Source organism: Hydromonas duriensis (assembly GCF_004363775.1).
In the GTDB taxonomy this organism is placed as follows: Bacteria; Pseudomonadota; Gammaproteobacteria; order Burkholderiales; family Burkholderiaceae; genus Hydromonas; species Hydromonas duriensis.
In genome coordinates this window covers 206,336-223,108 of record NZ_SNZE01000001.1, presented here as the reverse complement: position 1 = coordinate 223,108, position 16,773 = coordinate 206,336, and the positions used below count along the sequence as shown (strand labels likewise).

Here is a 16,773-nt window from a genome sequence, read left to right as displayed (position 1 = left end):
GAGATACCGTTTATCAATCCAATGCGCGCTGCTTCAAAATCGCCACAGCGGGTAACTCTTTACCTTCCAAAAACTCCAAGAATGCACCACCACCCGTTGAAATATAGCTGACCTCATCACCAACGTTATATTTCGCAATCGCCGCCAAGGTGTCGCCACCGCCTGCGATGGAAAAGGCTGTTGAGCGTGCGATGGCCTGAGCCAATACGCGCGTGCCATTGCCAAATTGGTCAAATTCAAACACGCCCATTGGGCCATTCCAAACGATGGTACCTGCTGTCAATAATTGACCTGCTATCACTGCAGCGGTGTCAGGACCAATGTCTAAAATCATGTCATCGGCCTCAACTTCTGTGGATTTTTTTACCGTTGCAACGGCATCTTTAGAAAATGCTTTAGCACACACCACATCGGTCGGAATCGGCACGCTCGCACCACGGGCTGCCATTTTGTCGATAATCGACTTTGCTTCATTAACCAAATCAGGTTCAGATAAGGATTGACCAATCGGCAAGCCCATTGCCGCCATAAAGGTATTGGCAATGCCGCCGCCCACAATGAGCTGGTCCACTTTATCGGCTAAACTTTGCAAGATAGTAAGTTTGGTGGAAACTTTAGAGCCAGCCACTATTGCAGCCAAAGGTTTTTTCGGGGCGAGTAAGGCTTTACCTAAGGCATCTAACTCAGCTTCGAGCAAGGGGCCTGCTACAGCGATGGGCGCGAACTGGGCAATGCCATAAGTGGTGGCCTCAGCCCGATGTGATGTGCCAAAAGCATCGTTGACGTAGACATCGCATAATGCTGCCATTTTGCGCGACAAGGCCTCATCATTTTTTTTCTCGCCTGCATTCACGCGACAGTTCTCAAGCACGACCACCTCACCCACTTGAGCCTCAACGCCATCCACCCAATTTTGCACCAGTCGGACTGTAATGCCATCGCCAAGCAATTCGGCAATACAAGCGGCCACAGGCGCGAGCGAATCACCTTCGGCTAATACGCCCTCAGTCGGGCGACCTAAGTGCGAGGTCACCATAACGGCTGCACCCGCATTCAAAGCCATTTGAATCGCAGGAATAGACGCACGGATGCGGGTGTCATCAGTAATGATGTGCTCATCGTTTAGCGGCACGTTCAAATCCGAACGAATAAATACACGCTTACCTTTAAGTTCGCCCGCCGTGACCAATTGGCTTAAAGTTTTAACATTCATCTTTGTCCTTTATATCTTTTTTAAAAAATAGGCTCATTGGTATTTTTGCACAGCGAGCCATACAGCTAACCAAAATCATACCCTCGTGAGTGCTTTCGAGCAACGTTAGGGTCGAGCAGCAACGCTTAAATTATGCTTGCAACTCAAATACAGCCATTGATTCAACATGCGCAGTGTGTGGAAACATATTGACTACGCCTGCAGAGACCAAGCGATACCCTGCCTGATGCACCAAGGTATGTGCATCACGCGCCAAGGTCGATGGATTGCAAGAAACATAAACAATTTTGCGCGGTTTTTCCTGCCGCGTCAGTTCAGCCAATGCACGACACAACGCGTCTGCACCATCGCGCGGCGGGTCTACCAAATATTTGTCAATTGCACCTAAAGAGCGTAAATCATCAGCCGTCACTTCAAACAAATTTCGACAGTAAAACTCAGTTTTGTCCGCCACACCATTGACTTGCGCATTTTCTAAGGCGCGTTGCGTGAGCTGCGTTGAACCTTCAATGCCAATGACGTGGGTGGCTTGCGTTGCCAAAGGCAATGTGAAATTGCCTAAGCCACAGAAAAAATCCGCCACTCGTTCATTGGGCTTAATCTCCAACAGGCGAATCGCGCGAGCGACCAAAACACGATTGATGTGAAAATTCACTTGCGTAAAGTCAGTCGGACGATAGGGCATGCGGATGCCAAACTCGGGTAAATCGTAATACAATGCGCTGTCAGTCGGATGAAAAGCATGCACCGTTTCAACACCTTTGGGCTGCAACCAAATATCAACGTGATGGGTCTCACTAAAGTCCCTTAAAAGCCGTTCATCATCGGCATTGAGCGGTAACATGTGACGAAACACAAGCACATTGGAGTCTTGTCCAATTGCAACTTCGATTTGTGGAATATGGTCGGCAACGCTGGTCGCTGCGATAAGCTCACGTAATTTAGGCAACAAGTCTGAAATGTGTTTGGGCAAAACTTCACAGGCGAGCATGTTGGCCACATAACTGCCATTTTTCTCCCTAAAACCAACCAAGACTTGACCTTTTTTATGCACATTGCGCACCGACAAACGCGCCCGATAGCGGTAACCCCATGTGGGGCCAGCAATTGGACGCAGAATAATCTCTGGTCGCACCTGCCCAATTCGTTGTAAATTGTCTTCCAAAACCCGTTGCTTGGCCGCCACTTGCGCACGCGGATTGATGTGTTGCATGGCGCATCCACCGCACACACCATACGCAGCACATTTGGGTTTCACACGTTCGCTTGAAGCCCGCAACACCTCAGTGGTTCGGGCTTGATTGTAATTTGATTTTTCTCGAATCACGTGTGCGCGCACTTCTTCAAAAGGCAACGCACCTTCAACAAACACGACCTTACCATCATGGTGCGCAATACCACGCCCTTCCATATCCAAGGACTCTATGGTCAATTGCACCACGGGAAATACTTTTTCGACTTTTTGTTCTTTTTTACGTCTGCCCATCAGAAACATCTACTTTCTTTTTAATCACAAATTAGCGCGCTGGTAAAACTTTAAGGGGGTCAATCTGCTTGGCATTCCAACGCACCTCAAAATACAACTGCACGCGCGGTGCCTCGGTACTGCCCATGCGCGCAATTGTTTGATTAGCCGTCACACGGTCGCCCACCTTAACCAACAATTCACTGTTATTGGCATACACCGTGCTCCATGTGTCATTGTGCTTAATCACTATCATATTGCCGTAACCTCGCAAGCTGTTGCCTGCATAAATCACTTCACCATTCGCCGCAGCGAACACAGGGTCTTTTAGGTTACCAGCCAAGACAACGCCCTTACTGTTTATGCCATCAAATCGCTTCAGCACCTCGCCAGGAACAGGCCACACCCAGCGCAAATTATTAACAATTTCAGGATTAGCGGCCAAATCTTGATTCGCCGATGCGGGCGGTTTGGCTTTAACCACCGAAACCCCGCCGCTGGTGTCCACTGGTGGAGCGGATGGTGTCGAGACCACCGATTTTCCAGAGGCATTGGGTCGCACGCGTAAACGCCAGCCGACCTCAATGCGGTCAGGATTGGTCAAACCATTCCAACGCATGATATCAACATAATTGACATTATTTGCACGCGCAATCAACGCCAAAGTGTCTCCTGACTGCACACGATACATGCCACTGGAATCGGCACGATGACTGTGACGTGAAGAGCCACCGCCACTACTTGTGCCACACGCCACTAAAGTCATGCCAATACCCACGGTCATAATGGCTTTTAAAAGATACTGATACCTTTTTTTCATAGTTTTCCCTCTACATCATTTAATTGGTGTTGGTTTACCATATCCTATTTCCGCAATCCACTTGTTGCGGTGTTGATGCCCCACTTTACTTATGCAAAACACCTTTCACAAGTGGAACAAAACGCACGGTTTCTAAAATTTCACGTTGCCATTCTTTTTCACTCGTGCGCGTGATGCGCACCAAATGCTGTTGAGAATGAGCTTCAAGCGCGACGGGAGCTATCAACACACCGCCGACACGCAATTGTTCTAAAAGTGTTTGGGGAACCGTCAAACCTGCGGCCGCTAAAATAATACCATCAAACGGAGCCGCCTCTGCCCAACCAAGCATGCCATCACTAAAGCGAAGATTCGGCATGTGCGGCAAGACACCACGCACTTGATTTAGATTAAAAGAGGCCAATTCGTACAAAGGCGCAATGCGCTCAATCGAATAGACCTGTTCGACACACAACGCCAGTACAGCGGCTTGATAACCACAACCTGTGCCAATTTCCAAAACCTTATGACAATCAGCATGCGCCCGCAACAACATCAACATACGCGCAACAGTTGAGGGTTGTGATATCGTTTGACCATGACCAATGGGCAGCGCATCGTCATCGTATGCACGCAAATAAAACGCATCATCGACAAAAACATGCCGTGGCAAACGTCGCATCGCGTTTAAAACTGCCGTGTCGTCCACCCCTTTTTGACGCACTGTATCCACCATTAAGGCGCGGGCTTTGAGCAACACTTCAGGACGCTCACGCCAATCACTTGATGTATTACGCAAAGTGTTCTCTTGCATAATCGGGTACAGCGACTGCGGGGCAACGGGTGCGAATGACTGCACAATGGACGGCTTCACTTTTTGACGGGCCTGCTCTTGCGAGCGCAACCATGCCCGCTGTACTTCAGACAACGGTTCATAGCTGTTTTTTTTCGGCCCTTTAGACATCAGCGAAGCGTCTCCCTTCTTAAGACATCATAACAACCCGTCAACCAAAACTCGGGTTTCGGTTAAAGCACTAAAAGCGGTCATGTCAATTTGCAACGGTGTCACCGACACTCGACCACACGCTGTCGCATGAAAATCCGTACCATCCGCACCATCTTTGACATCACCAGCCGCGCCAATCCAATATTGAGCCTCACCCCGTGGATTGGACACAACATGAACATTCTCAGCCGTATGACGACGACCCAAGCGTGTCACTTCGATGCCTTTTAAATCACTCAAAGGCAAATTGGGAATGTTGATATTCCACAATAACGCGGTGCGAACTTCTTTTTCTAAAAACATCTGCACAAAACGCCGAGCAATCTGTGCAGCGGCATCGACATGCGTCCAACCGCGATTCACTTGCGAAAATGCCAATGAAGGAACACCTGATAAAAATCCCTCCATCGCTGCGGCGACCGTACCAGAATAAAGCGTATCATCGCCCATGTTCTGGCCATTGTTGATGCCAGACACCACGATATCAGGTTTGTGCTCAAAAAATCCCGTACTTGCCAAATGCACACAGTCGGTTGGCGTCCCTCCATTGACCACATAAAAACCATTGCTTGCTTGACGTACATTCAAAGGCTTATCCAAAGTCAATGAATTGGATGCGCCACTGCGGTTTTGGTCTGGCGCCATCACCGAGACATCGCCTAAATCATGCAAGGCATCGTACAACGCTTCGATACCTGGCGCATGATAGCCATCATCATTACTAATTAAAATTCGTGCCATATGTTTCCACTTAACAATTACCCATTCGGGCTTCTTTTAACCCACATTATAATGACTTTAAGCCAATGCTAAAGGACGAAGAGGCATAAATGCGTGCGTCATTGTGCTCAAGCCATCATACGCAAAACTGTTCCTTTGTACTTCCTTGATGAGACGCCGCTTCTAAAGCCACCTGTTTGAGCGCGCTCACCCAACGTTTGGCGGGCAAATCGTAAGCCTCTTTCACCACGCTCGCACGGGCGTACAAATCGGTCCAAGTCACGGCCAAAGGCGCACCTTTGAACGCCAAAGCAATGCGATTGCCTTCATGGATTTCAGGCATGGCAATGACGCGACCATCAAACACTTGGTTTAAATGCGTCATATTGCGCTCAAAACTGGGGTGGTCGCCAAATAAATTCACGGTCAACATGCCGTTGTCCTTGAGCGCATTGAAACATCCACTGTAAAACGCAACACTGTCACACACAGGGCCTCGCGCAGACGCATCATACAAGTCAACTTGCAGCACATCAAAAACCGCAGCTTGTTGCTCCACCCATTCGGCCGCATCGGCTTCCACCACATTGATTCGAGCCTCATCGCTCGGCAACTTAAACATGGTGTATGCGGCATTGACCACATCGGGATTAAGCTCAACCACCGTGCTGTTGGTGCGCGGCATGTTTTTCCAAATAAATTTAGTCAGCGAAGCGCAGCCCATGCCCAATTGTGCAACCTGTGCGGGCTCATCGAGGAACAAAATATACATCATCATCATGCGTGCATATTCAAGCTCCAGTTTAAAAGGCTTGCGTAAATTCATCGCACCTTGCACCCACGGCGTGCCAAAGTGTAAATAACGCACATCACCAATTTCTGAAAAGGTAATGGGCTCTTTTTTATAGCTGGTTTTTGATTTTTTCATGGGCGTGAAGTCGTTTAAGGGGCTGTGAGGCGAAGCGAGGAAGTTGCAAAGCACGTATAATAACGTAAAGAAAACGTGAAACCACGGACGTTTTTTCAAAAACATTCAAATTCGTTGATACAACTCGAGATACAACTCAAATCAGACCATGATTTAACCGTCTGATTTTTTAGGCGTTTTTATCAGGAAAGTGTGTTCTTCCGAATAAAAACGCCCACTTAATGTACGGTGAAGCGAATGTCTTCCCCGTAACACCGAAAAGATGTCGTTTTTCACACAGCACTCGGGTATTTTCAGTTCAATTCAGTTTAACAAGGATAAAACATGACCACTGCGACACAACACCATTCTTTACTGATTTTAGGCTCAGGGCCTGCTGGTTACACCGCCGCAGTATACGCGGCTCGCGCCAACTTAAACCCTGTCCTCATCACGGGTTTGGAACAAGGCGGCCAACTCATGACCACCACCGATGTTGAAAACTGGCCTGCGGATGCCGATGGTGTTCAAGGCCCTGAATTGATGAGCCGTTTTCAAGCGCACGCGGAACGTTTCAAAACCCAAATGATTTACGACCATATTCACACCACGCACCTGACGGAAAAGCCCATGCGCTTGGTCGGTGATGCGGGTGAATATACCTGCGACGCTTTGATTATCGCCACAGGTGCTTCGGCACAATATCTTGGCTTGCCCTCTGAAGAGGCCTTTGCAGGCCGAGGCGTATCCGCGTGCGCCACATGCGATGGCTTTTTCTACCGTGAGAAACCTGTTGCGGTAGTTGGGGGCGGAAACACTGCGGTTGAAGAAGCCCTCTACTTGGCCAATATTGCCAGTCACGTCACCGTGATTCACCGCCGTGATAAATTCCGTGCCGAACCCATTTTGATTGACCGTTTGATGGCGAAAGTCGCCGAGGGTAAGGTTTCGGTTGAGTGGCATACAACGCTAGACGAAGCTTTGGGCGACGACTACGGCTTAACAGGTTTGCGCTTAAAACACACCGAAACAGGTACCACCAAAGAAATCAAAGTAGACGGCGTGTTCATCGCAATTGGTCACAAACCCAACACCGATATTTTCAAAGGTCAACTTGACATGGAAAACGGCTACATCAAAACCAAGAGCGGCACAACGGGCAATGCCACCGCGACCAATATTGAAGGGGTGTTTGCCGCGGGTGACGTACAAGACCACATTTACCGACAAGCCATTACCAGCGCAGCCTCTGGCTGCATGGCGGCATTGGATGCTCAACGCTACTTAGAAGCATTGGCGCACTAAAATTGACTTCAATGACAGTTTCATAAGACAGCTTCATCAACCGCATTGAACCTTTTTAGTCTTTTTTGAACATTTAATTCCCGCCTCGGCGGGAATTTTTGACTGACACCCACATGAAAGCCAAATCCTACGGACTTACAGATTTAAACGCCTTACAAAAAGCACTCAAGCAAGAAGCTAAACAACGCGAAGCAGAACAATTGGCGCAAAAAGCTCAAGCGGCGGCGCAGTCGCGCATGGAAAATGAGTTTAAAACGGCGGTCAAACAAGTCACCCCGCTCAAAGACAAGCAACGCTACATTCATCCTGCGCCTGAATTCAAACTGCCCGACATCAAGCGAGTCGCCCCGCAAAAAAAACAGGCAAAAGACAAGTTATCCGATGGCTTTGATGCGCAACATCTTCTCAATGATGAGATGGGCACTTACCTGCGCAAAGGCGTTCCCGAAGCATTACTGAGAAAACTCCAACGTGGCGATTGGGTCATTGATTTACGCATGGATTTGCACGGTCAAACCAGCGAAGAAGCCCGCATCGCCACCAATGCCTTTTTATATCGGGCAATAAACGAAGGCGCACGCGTGATATCCATCATCCACGGTCAAGGTTTCGGCTCAAAAACGGGGCATGCCGTGCTCAAACAAAATGTGCGCAATTGGCTGGTGCAAAACAACAATGTTTTGGCCTTTTGCCCTGCTCCCGCCGCAATGGGCGGACACGGTGCCGTGTTGGTTTTACTGCATCGACACGAGTCCGCCACCGCATCCTCATAATTAAAACACCCACTTTTAACCCTAACAACTGAGCAAAGCATGTTTCCAACCGTCATCAAACTGATTCCATTCATAGAAGCCATTGGCATCATTGCCTTTTGCATTTCGGGCTTCATCCGCGCTCAACAGCGTAAGTTTGATGCGATTGGCGTGTTCATCATTGGCTTTGTCACGGCTTTCGGCGGTGGAACATTACGAGATATTCTGCTCGATCGCCGCCCTTTTTATTGGGTCGAACACCAAAATTATGTGATTGCTATTTTTATTTGCTCACTGCTCGGTGGAACGCTGATGGACTTCACGCACCGTGTGTTTTCGCGACGCGCCATGTTGGTCGCTGATGCCATGGGCTTGGGGCTATTCACCATTACCAGCACCGCCGTTGCCCTAGAAGCAGGCATGCCCTATTTCGTTGCCTCTATGCTGGGCATGATTGGCGCAGCCTTTGGCGGCGTGATTCGAGATATTTTGTGCGGCGATACGCCTTTGCTCTTAACCGACAGCAGCCCCTACGCGTCGTGTGCATTTGCAGGCTCATGGATATACATCGGCTTGCGACATCTCCATGCGAACGACGTGCTCAGTTTATTGATTGCCAGCGGCGTCATTGTGTTTTTGCGCCTGATAAGCATCAAATTGAAGTGGGAAGTACCGAAAGGGTTTTGAAAAAGACTTGAATGATGAATACACTGATATACAAAACAAAGTAAATAATTCAGGATGCACTTGGCAAAAAATCTTTCATCCACGAATGCATTCTACCCCATGCTTCTTTAAAATTTGACTTCAAATGCTCTGGATAGTGATTTTTTAAATCCTCGTCTCCATATTCTAAGATGCTAAATCTAGAATCAGCACTTAAACTTTCAGTCTTTAAGCAGAGTTCTGACAAAAAAGTCTTCAAGTCAATTTTGTTAGCGTGATGAGCATCGATTAAAATATCATACTCGTCCAAAGTTAGAACGAAAACTCCTGCTGGCGAGCGACCTAAGCTTGCTCGTTTTTGTTTTAATTGAGGGTAAAATTCATTAAAAAGCCCTCCATTAGCAAAGTTATACTCATCGTTTGTCACAATAAACCAATATACTTTTTTACTTGGCGTGATTACCTTATTAGACTGCAATGCTTGATGTGTTTCAAAAAGTTGATTATGGCTTTTTAAGACAATATCATTAAAAACACCTTCTAAATGAGTTTCATTGACTGAAACTTGCTTATCTTCTCTAACATGCCTAGATTTAATCTCAACCAATAAAATGCAATCATCTAACAATATAACCTGATCACAGTTTTCAGCTGCACCACCTCCCATTAAATCCCGCACTTTCGAGTCTACACGTGCATTATCACTGAACACTTGTTTTGCTCTGTCGTTGGCATAACCCTCAATTAATTTGGTTAAATTTTGCCACTCACTTGAAACATGCTCATGAACTGTACGATAACCAAACATTTCAGCAGTTCGAAATGCCAATTGAGGATGAACCACAAAAGGAATACCTTGAATTTCAACCAAAGGATATTTGACAAATGGCGTTGGCGCATAAATCGCAGAAGGCTTATCTGGGACTACAATTTTAGAGTGAAGCTTATTATCTCTAAAAGCAAACATAGTTGAAAATAAATTTTCGTGTTGATTGATTAGCTGCATTATTACACTGTGACATTGATTAAAGTTTTTTTCCAACATTTTAGAAACCAAAGAAAAAAACAAAACAACGAGCAAACTGTCCTCCACGCTCAACCCTGTTTTTTCTTCAAAACTATTACGAAGATTACTCGAAACATCCAGCCCACTAAAAATAATCCATTGCCTTGCAAAATTTGTTCTAATCAAGTCAAACTGCAAAGTATGCTGCTGAAAAATCATATTACGTAAAAGCAAGGCTATATTTTTGTGCTGCAACGTTTTTATTGATGTGTGTGAATTTAAGAGCCAAAGAGCATTCTGAAGTTTCAAAGCTTTATCAGATGTGACGGGTTGGATATCTTTTTGTTTATAAGTATCCGATATGACCCATAGCAATAATGTTGCTGTCACAAAAGTCATGCTGATATCTTTTCGCGCATTTTTAGTCTGATAAATATACTCAAGAAGACATTTAGATAATGAAATTTTGTCATACCTTCTCCATTTTTTTCTAAGGTCATTAAAAAGTTGTTCGTATGAAGCACTGCTGGTCACCTCATTGTCACTAATGCTTTGTTGCAAAAAAACATACAAGCCACCAGATTTCTGTATTAAATTGCTCATTAAAGCTCCCATAAAAACAGTAATGTAAGCTAAATAACTTCCTTTTTGCTTCAAATAATGGCAAACGGGATGACCAAGCGAACGCCCAAAATAATTTTGTAAATATTGTTTAAAGCATATGATTCCTGCGCTTGCTTCAAACCGCACGCAGATTGTATTGCTTAAGCCGTTTCACTCGTTCTTTATAATCAGGGCACAGTTGAGCCACTTGATGCCAAAACAATCGGCTGTGATTCATGTGCACCGTATGTGATAACTCATGTGCTAATACATAATCCACAAGTGTGGTATCTAAAAACACCAGTCGCCAATTCAAGCGCAATGTACCGTCGCTGCGGCACGTACCCCATAGCGTTTTCGCATTGGACAGCACAATGACGCGATAGCGCAGGTGATGCGTCTGTGCATAGTGCCGAGCCTGCTGGCACAGATACGCCAATACAATAGCGGTCAACGCGTCGACGACGGTTTGTTCGCGTTTTGCAGGTACAACATCGGGCAGTTCTAGGATGGGGTGTTCTGCTGTCAACTGTTGGGCGCACCACTGGTCTGCATCTATTTTTTTCGCAGCCTGCGTTGACCAACGAACTTGTACTTGACGACCCAGAATGGGTAACACATCCCCTTCATTGACATTTAAATCAGGCACAAAGCTACGAGCTGGTGCAGCATTCTGCATTTTGTGCAAGTTGCGCAGTATCCAATCGGCTTTGCCTTGTACAATCCGTTCAATGTCAGCCAGTGTCACGGCGTGGCTGGCGCGCACCCGTAAACCCGAACCATCAACCAATAAGCCAACCGTGCGGCGGCGCACACGTTCAATCGTATAGGGAACTTGATGAGAGCCCAACTGCGCCACGCGCACGTTGGCTGGACGCGCCGCAGGTTGACTGGGCTTTTTGGCAAGCGGTTGCGTGGGGGATGTTGGAAATGTTGGAGATGGGCGAGGCGATGGTTTTACCAATCGTGTTTGATTTAAAGGCTTGGGTTGAGATGGCGAAGTATGCTCATCATCGCCAAACAGGGATAATTGCAACTGGTTCAACCACTGACGCAAGCGACTCAAACATTTCTCCTATGGAATTTTGCACACATCTTTAAACAAATAAAACAACACGTTAGCACGCTTTCGGCAAGCGTTTCATTTCGGTTTGAATCCACGTCACCATCTCGTTATGAACATCAATCACCTCACGACCTTTAGAATGAATCATCGGTCCAATTGAAACCGTCACTTTGCCTGCACGCTTGACCCATGGCTTTTTAGGCCAACATTCCCCTGCATTATGCGCAATTGGAATAATGGGTGCTTCTAATGCCGTTGCCAAGCGCGCGCCGCCAGTTTTGAATTTACTCGACGCACCTGGCATGATGCGAGTGCCTTCAGGAAACATAATCATCCACACACCATCGGATAAGCGTACTCGCGCTTGTGTCACAGTCTGTTCAAACGCATCCACACCTGAACTGCGGTCAATGGCTACCATGCGCAATAAACCCAAACCCCAACCAAAAAAAGGCACCCACAACAATTCTCGCTTAAACACAAAACAGAGCGGATTACCAAGCGCATACAATAAAAAAATGGTTTCCCAAGCAGACTGGTGTTTCGACAAGACCACAGCCCCCGAGCCTTTCGGTGGGAGGTTATCCATCCCGCGGACTTCATAACGAATACCAAGAATCCAACGCGCCGCAAAAATCGTCACTCGGTTCCAAATCGACGTAAACGCATATCGATAGCGGTACGGCAATACCGCCGTTAACATACATAACATTGAAAATGGAATCGTCCACAAGACGACACATACAATAAAAATAGCCGATCGAATCATCGCCATAAAACGCCACCCTTATCAAATTAATTGTTTTAGAGTTTTAAATCACTTACACCACAATCACTTACACCTAAAGCACGGTGAAATGGAACTCGCCTTAACCAAATAGCCAACATCTTACATTTAAACGCCACCGTTCACAGATGTCAGTCTAAACGTAGACTATAGTTTATAAATCAGTGCGTCACCCACTGCAAACCAATCACCCCAACAATAATCAAGCCCACACAAAACAGTCGTATCCAATCAGCGGGCTCATTAAAGAGCCAAATACCGACCGCAACAGTGCCCACAGAACCAACGCCACCCCAGACCGTATACGCGGTGCCCATCGGTAACGTGCGCATGGCGATTTCAAGCAGCCATAAACTAACTATCATTGCTCCAATCGTGAGGACTGACGGTATAAAATGGGTGAAACCTTCGGTGTATTTTAATCCAACCACCCAACCGACCTCAAACAAACCCGCTATAAATAAACATACCCACGCCATATTGCCCCCAGTGAGGTTGAATTAGACGTCTATTGTTCACGAACTAAGCCGCTGGGTCAAACGCCAATCATCAAAAAGTCTTTATTTTTATTACCAACCCCTATTCGGCGCAAGCCGAGAACATATTCAAACCACTCCAATTTATGTTCATCACTCAGGGGATGCGAATACAATTGACTCTCATCGACTTAAATTTTTACACCTACTCACTTACTGTATAAATGAATATCATGTCCATGAAAGACGTGATTAAAAAACATGCTTGAACGTTGAAAAAGCACGGGTTTAGAGTATGATGCCAAGTCTTACATAAAAAATAAAATACAAAATACAAATGTGCTACTTTATGTGAGTTTTTTTAACTTTGTTTCAATGTACAAACAGTGTACAACACAGGAAATTATTTTATGTATTCTGTAACTTCATCCTCATGGTCTGAGCGAATTTTTAGTTGCGCCTTACTGATTGGCGTGGCTTCTATTAACGCAATCCCTCGATTATTTGATGGAATGATGATTTTATGTTTGCTTATCTCTTTAGGCACTGTTTGTTCTAATACTAAACATCTGGATAAACAAGATCGCTTATTCATCGGTGCTTTGTGTCTGTATCCTTTAGTGTCTGCAATCAGCTTATTACAACAAGGCTCGGTTGAACTCAATGAGTTTGACACACTGTCTCGTTTTCTTTTGTGTGTTCCTGTTTATCTCTTTTTTCGAGCCAGAAAAATTGCACCGCAGTATTTTTTAGTAGGGGCTTTAATTGCATGCGTGTGTTTCGGTGCAACTGCTTTACACGAGGTGTTCCGAGAAAATGAGGCGCGTGCCTCTGGAGCCATCAACCCAATTACTTTTGGTGAAATCAGTATTCTGTTCAGCTTTTATACGCTTTTATTATTGAAATTCATTCCAAAACACTTCGATGAACAAAAAATACTACTCGCCAAAGCTTTGATTATTTTAGCAGCTGGTTTAGGCTTAATTGCTTGCGTGCTATCTAGCAGTCGCGGGCCTTTAATTGCAGTGCCCTTTTTAGCATTGGCTTCACTCAACGTTTTACAAGTCAAATTCAAACCAAAAACACTCTTTGTCACCTGCTCTGTGATTATCTGTGCGCTTGTTGCATCTTTGTACATTGCACCTGTTGCATCTAGGGTCAACGACACGTTGTTGGACTTAAAAAGCATCCAGCAAGGCAATACAAACACCTCCATCGGAATTCGTACTGAAGTATGGCAAGCCAGCTGGACCTTATTTAAGGCACATCCGATGGCAGGCGTGGGTAAAGAACGTCTCGTAGAGGAAATCCGTAGTCAGCAACACGCCTTAAATGTACCATCGTATGCTTTAGGTTATCATGCCCACAATGACTATTTGCAACTACTGTCCGAGCTAGGAATAATTGGGCTTATGAGCGTACTGGCGCTCTACCTAGGCGCTGCGTTCATGGCTCGCCGCGCAGCGCCAACTCCAAAATTACTGGTACTTGGGGTCTGTATCTGCTGGCTTACTTTTGGGCTTACTCAAGTTCAACTTGCCCATCAGCGCATTACCTTAATTGAAGTGATTACATTGGTCTGCTTTTTTGCATACTATAAAAACAATGATTCAATCCGCTCTAACCAAGAATCGAAGACTGATACTTAATCACCACAAAAAGCACATCAACTGTTGATGTTTTACGTAAAAAAGACGGGCTAATCCCGTCTTTTTTTATGCAGCAGTATTATCCATTCACCTTATTTATAAACGGGATACGCATCTGTCAAGACTTTCACTTCAGCACGTACGCGCTCTAATACAGACTCATCGGTTGGATTATCGAGCACATCGGCAATCAAATTTGCAACCTTTTCAGCTTCAACCTCTTTAAAACCTCGTGTCGTCATCGCGGGCGTGCCGATGCGAATGCCGCTGGTGACAAACGGCGTTTGTGGGTCATTTGGAATGGCGTTTTTGTTGCAAGTCATGTGCGCTTCGCCCAAAATGCGCTCCGCCTCTTTGCCCGTCAAATTTTTAGGTTGCAAGTCAACCAGCATCACATGTGACTCGGTACGACCTGAAACAATGCGCAAACCACGTGCGACTAACGTCTCGGCCAATACTTTTGCATTTTTCACCACTTGCTCTTGGTAGGTTTTAAATTCTGGGCTTAACGCTTCTTTGAACGCAACCGCTTTACCTGCAATGACGTGCATCAATGGACCACCTTGGATACCAGGAAAAATCGCTGAGTTGATGGCTTTTTCGTGTTCAGCTTTCATCAAAATCACGCCCCCACGAGGACCACGCAAAGATTTGTGCGTTGTTGTGGTCACAAAGTCTGCATGTGGGACTGGGTTGGGATACACGCCCGCTGCAATCAGACCTGCATAATGCGCCATATCCACCATGAAATATGCGCCCACCTCTTTGGCAATTTTAGCGAAACGTTCAAAGTCAATGCGCAAAGCAAATGCAGATGCACCCGCAATAATGAGTTTGGGCTTGGTTTCGCGGGCGAGCTTTTCCATCTCGGCATAATCGATGTCTTCATTGGCATCTAAACCATACGATACAACGTTAAACCATTTGCCACTTTGATTGAGTTTCATGCCATGCGTCAAGTGCCCACCTTCAGCCAAGCTCATGCCCATGATGGTATCACCAGGTTGCAAGACGGTAAAGAACACACCTTGATTGGCTTGTGAACCTGAGTTGGGTTGCACATTGGCAGCTTCTGCGCCAAATAATTGTTTAACACGGTCTATCGCCATTTGCTCAACCACGTCCACGTGCTCACAACCACCGTAATAACGCTTGCCTGGATAACCTTCGGCGTATTTATTGGTCAATTGCGAACCTTGCGCTTCCATCACGGCTGGGCTGGTGTAGTTCTCAGAGGCAATCAGCTCAATGTGATCTTGTTGACGTTTATTTTCCAATTCAATAACCGCCAGTAATTCTGGATCCGTATGAGCCAAACTGTTGTTGGTACGATCAAACATGATGTCATCCTTTGTCGAAAAAATACAATGCAATATAAATGCGTTACCGAAAAAACTAAAAAACACAATGACCTCGCATTGTGCTCGCATATTGAGGCGTGTTTGGCGTTAGTCTCACATGTTGACTAAACAGCCCACACAAATTGCCACGTCATTTAACCCACCACATGCCAAAACATCAAAATAGTGCCATGTGCGTAAACCGTGGCTTTAAGCGGGGAAAATTGTGCCAATAAAATCTTTTACACATCCTGATTAGACGCACCACTGTACGGGTTTTAACTTGTTTTGTCAAACCCACAACTCAGCTAAACACGCATGATGAACGGCATTTAATATCCTTCTCAAAATTAAGATTGGAGTGCTAGGCCACTGAGCAACAGCTGGATGCCAAACTCAAAACGTGCGTCAATATCAGCATCAAAAAACCACTCATACGACATAAATAGACCCGAATACTCTGGTGTGACTTTATTGCGCAGCTCTTGTTTCAATTGATTCAAATCAACCAAAGCATGTGCGCCCGTGGTTTTTTGCTCTTCCAGCACAAAGCCAATCACGTAATGCCATAAAGAAAACACGCAACGAGCCGCATCTTTCGGTTTAAAACCTGCGTCTAACAGCACCTGCGTCAAATCATTCATCACGCGCATCGAGTTGTGTGAAATGCTGACTTTTCGACAAAAGACCAAGACCCCGTCTCGGTGACTCAACAACATGCTTCGCAAGGATTTTGCACGCGCGTGAATCTGCACCTGCCACGGGCCACTGATGGCGAACTGTTCACTCGGCTGCAGATACAACATCAACATTGAGTCCATCATGGCATTCAACAACTCTTGTTTGTTTTTGAAATGCCAGTATAAAGATGGGGCTTGAATGCAAAGTTTGCTCGCTAAACCGCGCATCGTCAGCCCCTCTAGCCCCACTTCATCGAGCAGCGCTAAAGCGGTTTGAATAATTTTTTGGCGGGCATCACTCATGGCGGGTCAAATCAATATAAAAGAATTGCA

Annotated in this window: 16 protein-coding genes; 4 read left to right on the top strand and 12 right to left on the bottom strand. The window is 46.0% G+C overall.

Annotation, left to right across the window (positions count from 1 at the left end; translation table 11 throughout):
* Positions 1 to 13: 13 nt before the first annotated feature.
* The 6 genes from DFR44_RS00995 to DFR44_RS00970 form a co-directional block, all read right to left on the bottom strand.
* Positions 14 to 1,213, bottom strand: a complete 1,200-nt coding sequence (locus DFR44_RS00995; protein ID WP_133618835.1) for a phosphoglycerate kinase — start codon at positions 1,211 to 1,213, stop codon at positions 14 to 16.
* A 130-nt stretch (positions 1,214 to 1,343) separates the two neighbouring features.
* The gene (gene rlmD, locus DFR44_RS00990; protein ID WP_133618834.1) at positions 1,344 to 2,699 is read right to left on the bottom strand and encodes a 23S rRNA (uracil(1939)-C(5))-methyltransferase RlmD; all 1,356 of its coding nucleotides are present in this window, start codon (positions 2,697 to 2,699) and stop codon (positions 1,344 to 1,346) included.
* A 31-nt stretch (positions 2,700 to 2,730) separates the two neighbouring features.
* Positions 2,731 to 3,498, bottom strand: coding sequence for a peptidoglycan DD-metalloendopeptidase family protein (locus DFR44_RS00985; protein WP_133618833.1), 768 nt, complete (start codon positions 3,496 to 3,498; stop codon positions 2,731 to 2,733).
* A gap of 85 nt (positions 3,499 to 3,583) precedes the next feature.
* Entirely contained in the window at positions 3,584 to 4,441 is an 858-nt protein-coding gene (locus tag DFR44_RS00980) for a protein-L-isoaspartate(D-aspartate) O-methyltransferase (protein ID WP_133618832.1), read from the bottom strand.
* Positions 4,442 to 4,468: 27 nt separating this feature from the next.
* Positions 4,469 to 5,224, bottom strand: a complete 756-nt coding sequence (gene surE / locus DFR44_RS00975) for a 5'/3'-nucleotidase SurE (RefSeq protein ID WP_133618831.1) — start codon at positions 5,222 to 5,224, stop codon at positions 4,469 to 4,471.
* Between the two features lie 115 nt (positions 5,225 to 5,339).
* Positions 5,340 to 6,131, bottom strand: coding sequence for a spermine/spermidine synthase domain-containing protein (locus tag DFR44_RS00970; protein ID WP_246012004.1), 792 nt, complete (start codon positions 6,129 to 6,131; stop codon positions 5,340 to 5,342).
* A 324-nt stretch (positions 6,132 to 6,455) separates the two neighbouring features.
* Here DFR44_RS00970 and trxB point away from each other — a divergent pair, with 324 nt between their 5' ends.
* From trxB to DFR44_RS00955, 3 genes are all read left to right on the top strand, one after another.
* Positions 6,456 to 7,415: a thioredoxin-disulfide reductase gene (gene trxB / locus DFR44_RS00965; RefSeq protein ID WP_133618829.1), complete on the top strand. Its 960-nt coding sequence runs from the start codon at positions 6,456 to 6,458 to the stop codon at positions 7,413 to 7,415.
* Positions 7,416 to 7,513: 98 nt separating this feature from the next.
* Complete coding sequence (locus DFR44_RS00960) at positions 7,514 to 8,188, top strand: Smr/MutS family protein (protein WP_133618828.1); 675 nt, start codon at positions 7,514 to 7,516, stop codon at positions 8,186 to 8,188.
* A gap of 39 nt (positions 8,189 to 8,227) precedes the next feature.
* Entirely contained in the window at positions 8,228 to 8,854 is a 627-nt protein-coding gene (locus tag DFR44_RS00955) for a trimeric intracellular cation channel family protein (RefSeq protein WP_133618827.1), read from the top strand.
* Between the two features lie 49 nt (positions 8,855 to 8,903).
* On the opposite strand, the gene DFR44_RS00950 is transcribed toward DFR44_RS00955, so the two are convergent.
* The 4 genes from DFR44_RS00950 to DFR44_RS00935 all read right to left on the bottom strand — a co-directional run bounded on the left by DFR44_RS00950 (position 8,904) and on the right by DFR44_RS00935 (position 12,774).
* Positions 8,904 to 10,589, bottom strand: coding sequence for a hypothetical protein (locus DFR44_RS00950; RefSeq protein ID WP_133618826.1), 1,686 nt, complete (start codon positions 10,587 to 10,589; stop codon positions 8,904 to 8,906).
* Complete coding sequence (locus DFR44_RS00945) at positions 10,579 to 11,508, bottom strand: M48 family metallopeptidase (protein WP_133618825.1); 930 nt, start codon at positions 11,506 to 11,508, stop codon at positions 10,579 to 10,581. Before DFR44_RS00945 ends, DFR44_RS00950 begins: the two co-directional genes overlap by 11 nt.
* A gap of 52 nt (positions 11,509 to 11,560) precedes the next feature.
* The gene (locus DFR44_RS00940; RefSeq protein WP_133618824.1) at positions 11,561 to 12,283 is read right to left on the bottom strand and encodes a lysophospholipid acyltransferase family protein; all 723 of its coding nucleotides are present in this window, start codon (positions 12,281 to 12,283) and stop codon (positions 11,561 to 11,563) included.
* Positions 12,284 to 12,456: 173 nt separating this feature from the next.
* Positions 12,457 to 12,774, bottom strand: a complete 318-nt coding sequence (locus DFR44_RS00935; RefSeq protein WP_133618823.1) for a DMT family transporter — start codon at positions 12,772 to 12,774, stop codon at positions 12,457 to 12,459.
* Between the two features lie 470 nt (positions 12,775 to 13,244).
* On the opposite strand from DFR44_RS00935, the gene DFR44_RS00930 reads away from it, so the two are divergent.
* Positions 13,245 to 14,420 (top strand): O-antigen ligase family protein, encoded by a 1,176-nt coding sequence (locus DFR44_RS00930; protein ID WP_162845108.1) that lies wholly within the window; start codon positions 13,245 to 13,247, stop codon positions 14,418 to 14,420.
* Between the two features lie 92 nt (positions 14,421 to 14,512).
* Here DFR44_RS00930 and glyA read toward each other — a convergent pair whose 3' ends face one another.
* Together glyA and DFR44_RS00920 are read right to left on the bottom strand one after the other, a co-directional pair.
* Entirely contained in the window at positions 14,513 to 15,760 is a 1,248-nt protein-coding gene (gene glyA, locus DFR44_RS00925) for a serine hydroxymethyltransferase (protein WP_133618821.1), read from the bottom strand.
* Between the two features lie 350 nt (positions 15,761 to 16,110).
* On the bottom strand, positions 16,111 to 16,743 hold the full coding sequence (locus DFR44_RS00920; protein ID WP_133618820.1) for a TetR/AcrR family transcriptional regulator C-terminal domain-containing protein: 633 nt from the start codon (positions 16,741 to 16,743) through the stop codon (positions 16,111 to 16,113).
* Positions 16,744 to 16,773: the final 30 nt, after the last annotated feature.

Coding starts and splice junctions, on each gene's coding strand:
- DFR44_RS00995 (WP_133618835.1), bottom strand. CDS start 1,213: ATGAATGTTAAAACTTTAAGCCAATTGGTCACGGCGGGCGAACTTAAA.
- rlmD (WP_133618834.1), bottom strand. CDS start 2,699: ATGGGCAGACGTAAAAAAGAACAAAAAGTCGAAAAAGTATTTCCCGTG.
- DFR44_RS00985 (WP_133618833.1), bottom strand. CDS start 3,498: ATGAAAAAAAGGTATCAGTATCTTTTAAAAGCCATTATGACCGTGGGT.
- DFR44_RS00980 (WP_133618832.1), bottom strand. CDS start 4,441: ATGTCTAAAGGGCCGAAAAAAAACAGCTATGAACCGTTGTCTGAAGTA.
- surE (WP_133618831.1), bottom strand. CDS start 5,224: ATGGCACGAATTTTAATTAGTAATGATGATGGCTATCATGCGCCAGGT.
- DFR44_RS00970 (WP_246012004.1), bottom strand. CDS start 6,131: ATGAAAAAATCAAAAACCAGCTATAAAAAAGAGCCCATTACCTTTTCA.
- trxB (WP_133618829.1), top strand. CDS start 6,456: ATGACCACTGCGACACAACACCATTCTTTACTGATTTTAGGCTCAGGG.
- DFR44_RS00955 (WP_133618827.1), top strand. CDS start 8,228: ATGTTTCCAACCGTCATCAAACTGATTCCATTCATAGAAGCCATTGGC.
- DFR44_RS00940 (WP_133618824.1), bottom strand. CDS start 12,283: ATGGCGATGATTCGATCGGCTATTTTTATTGTATGTGTCGTCTTGTGG.
- DFR44_RS00935 (WP_133618823.1), bottom strand. CDS start 12,774: ATGGCGTGGGTATGTTTATTTATAGCGGGTTTGTTTGAGGTCGGTTGG.
- glyA (WP_133618821.1), bottom strand. CDS start 15,760: ATGTTTGATCGTACCAACAACAGTTTGGCTCATACGGATCCAGAATTA.
- DFR44_RS00920 (WP_133618820.1), bottom strand. CDS start 16,743: ATGAGTGATGCCCGCCAAAAAATTATTCAAACCGCTTTAGCGCTGCTC.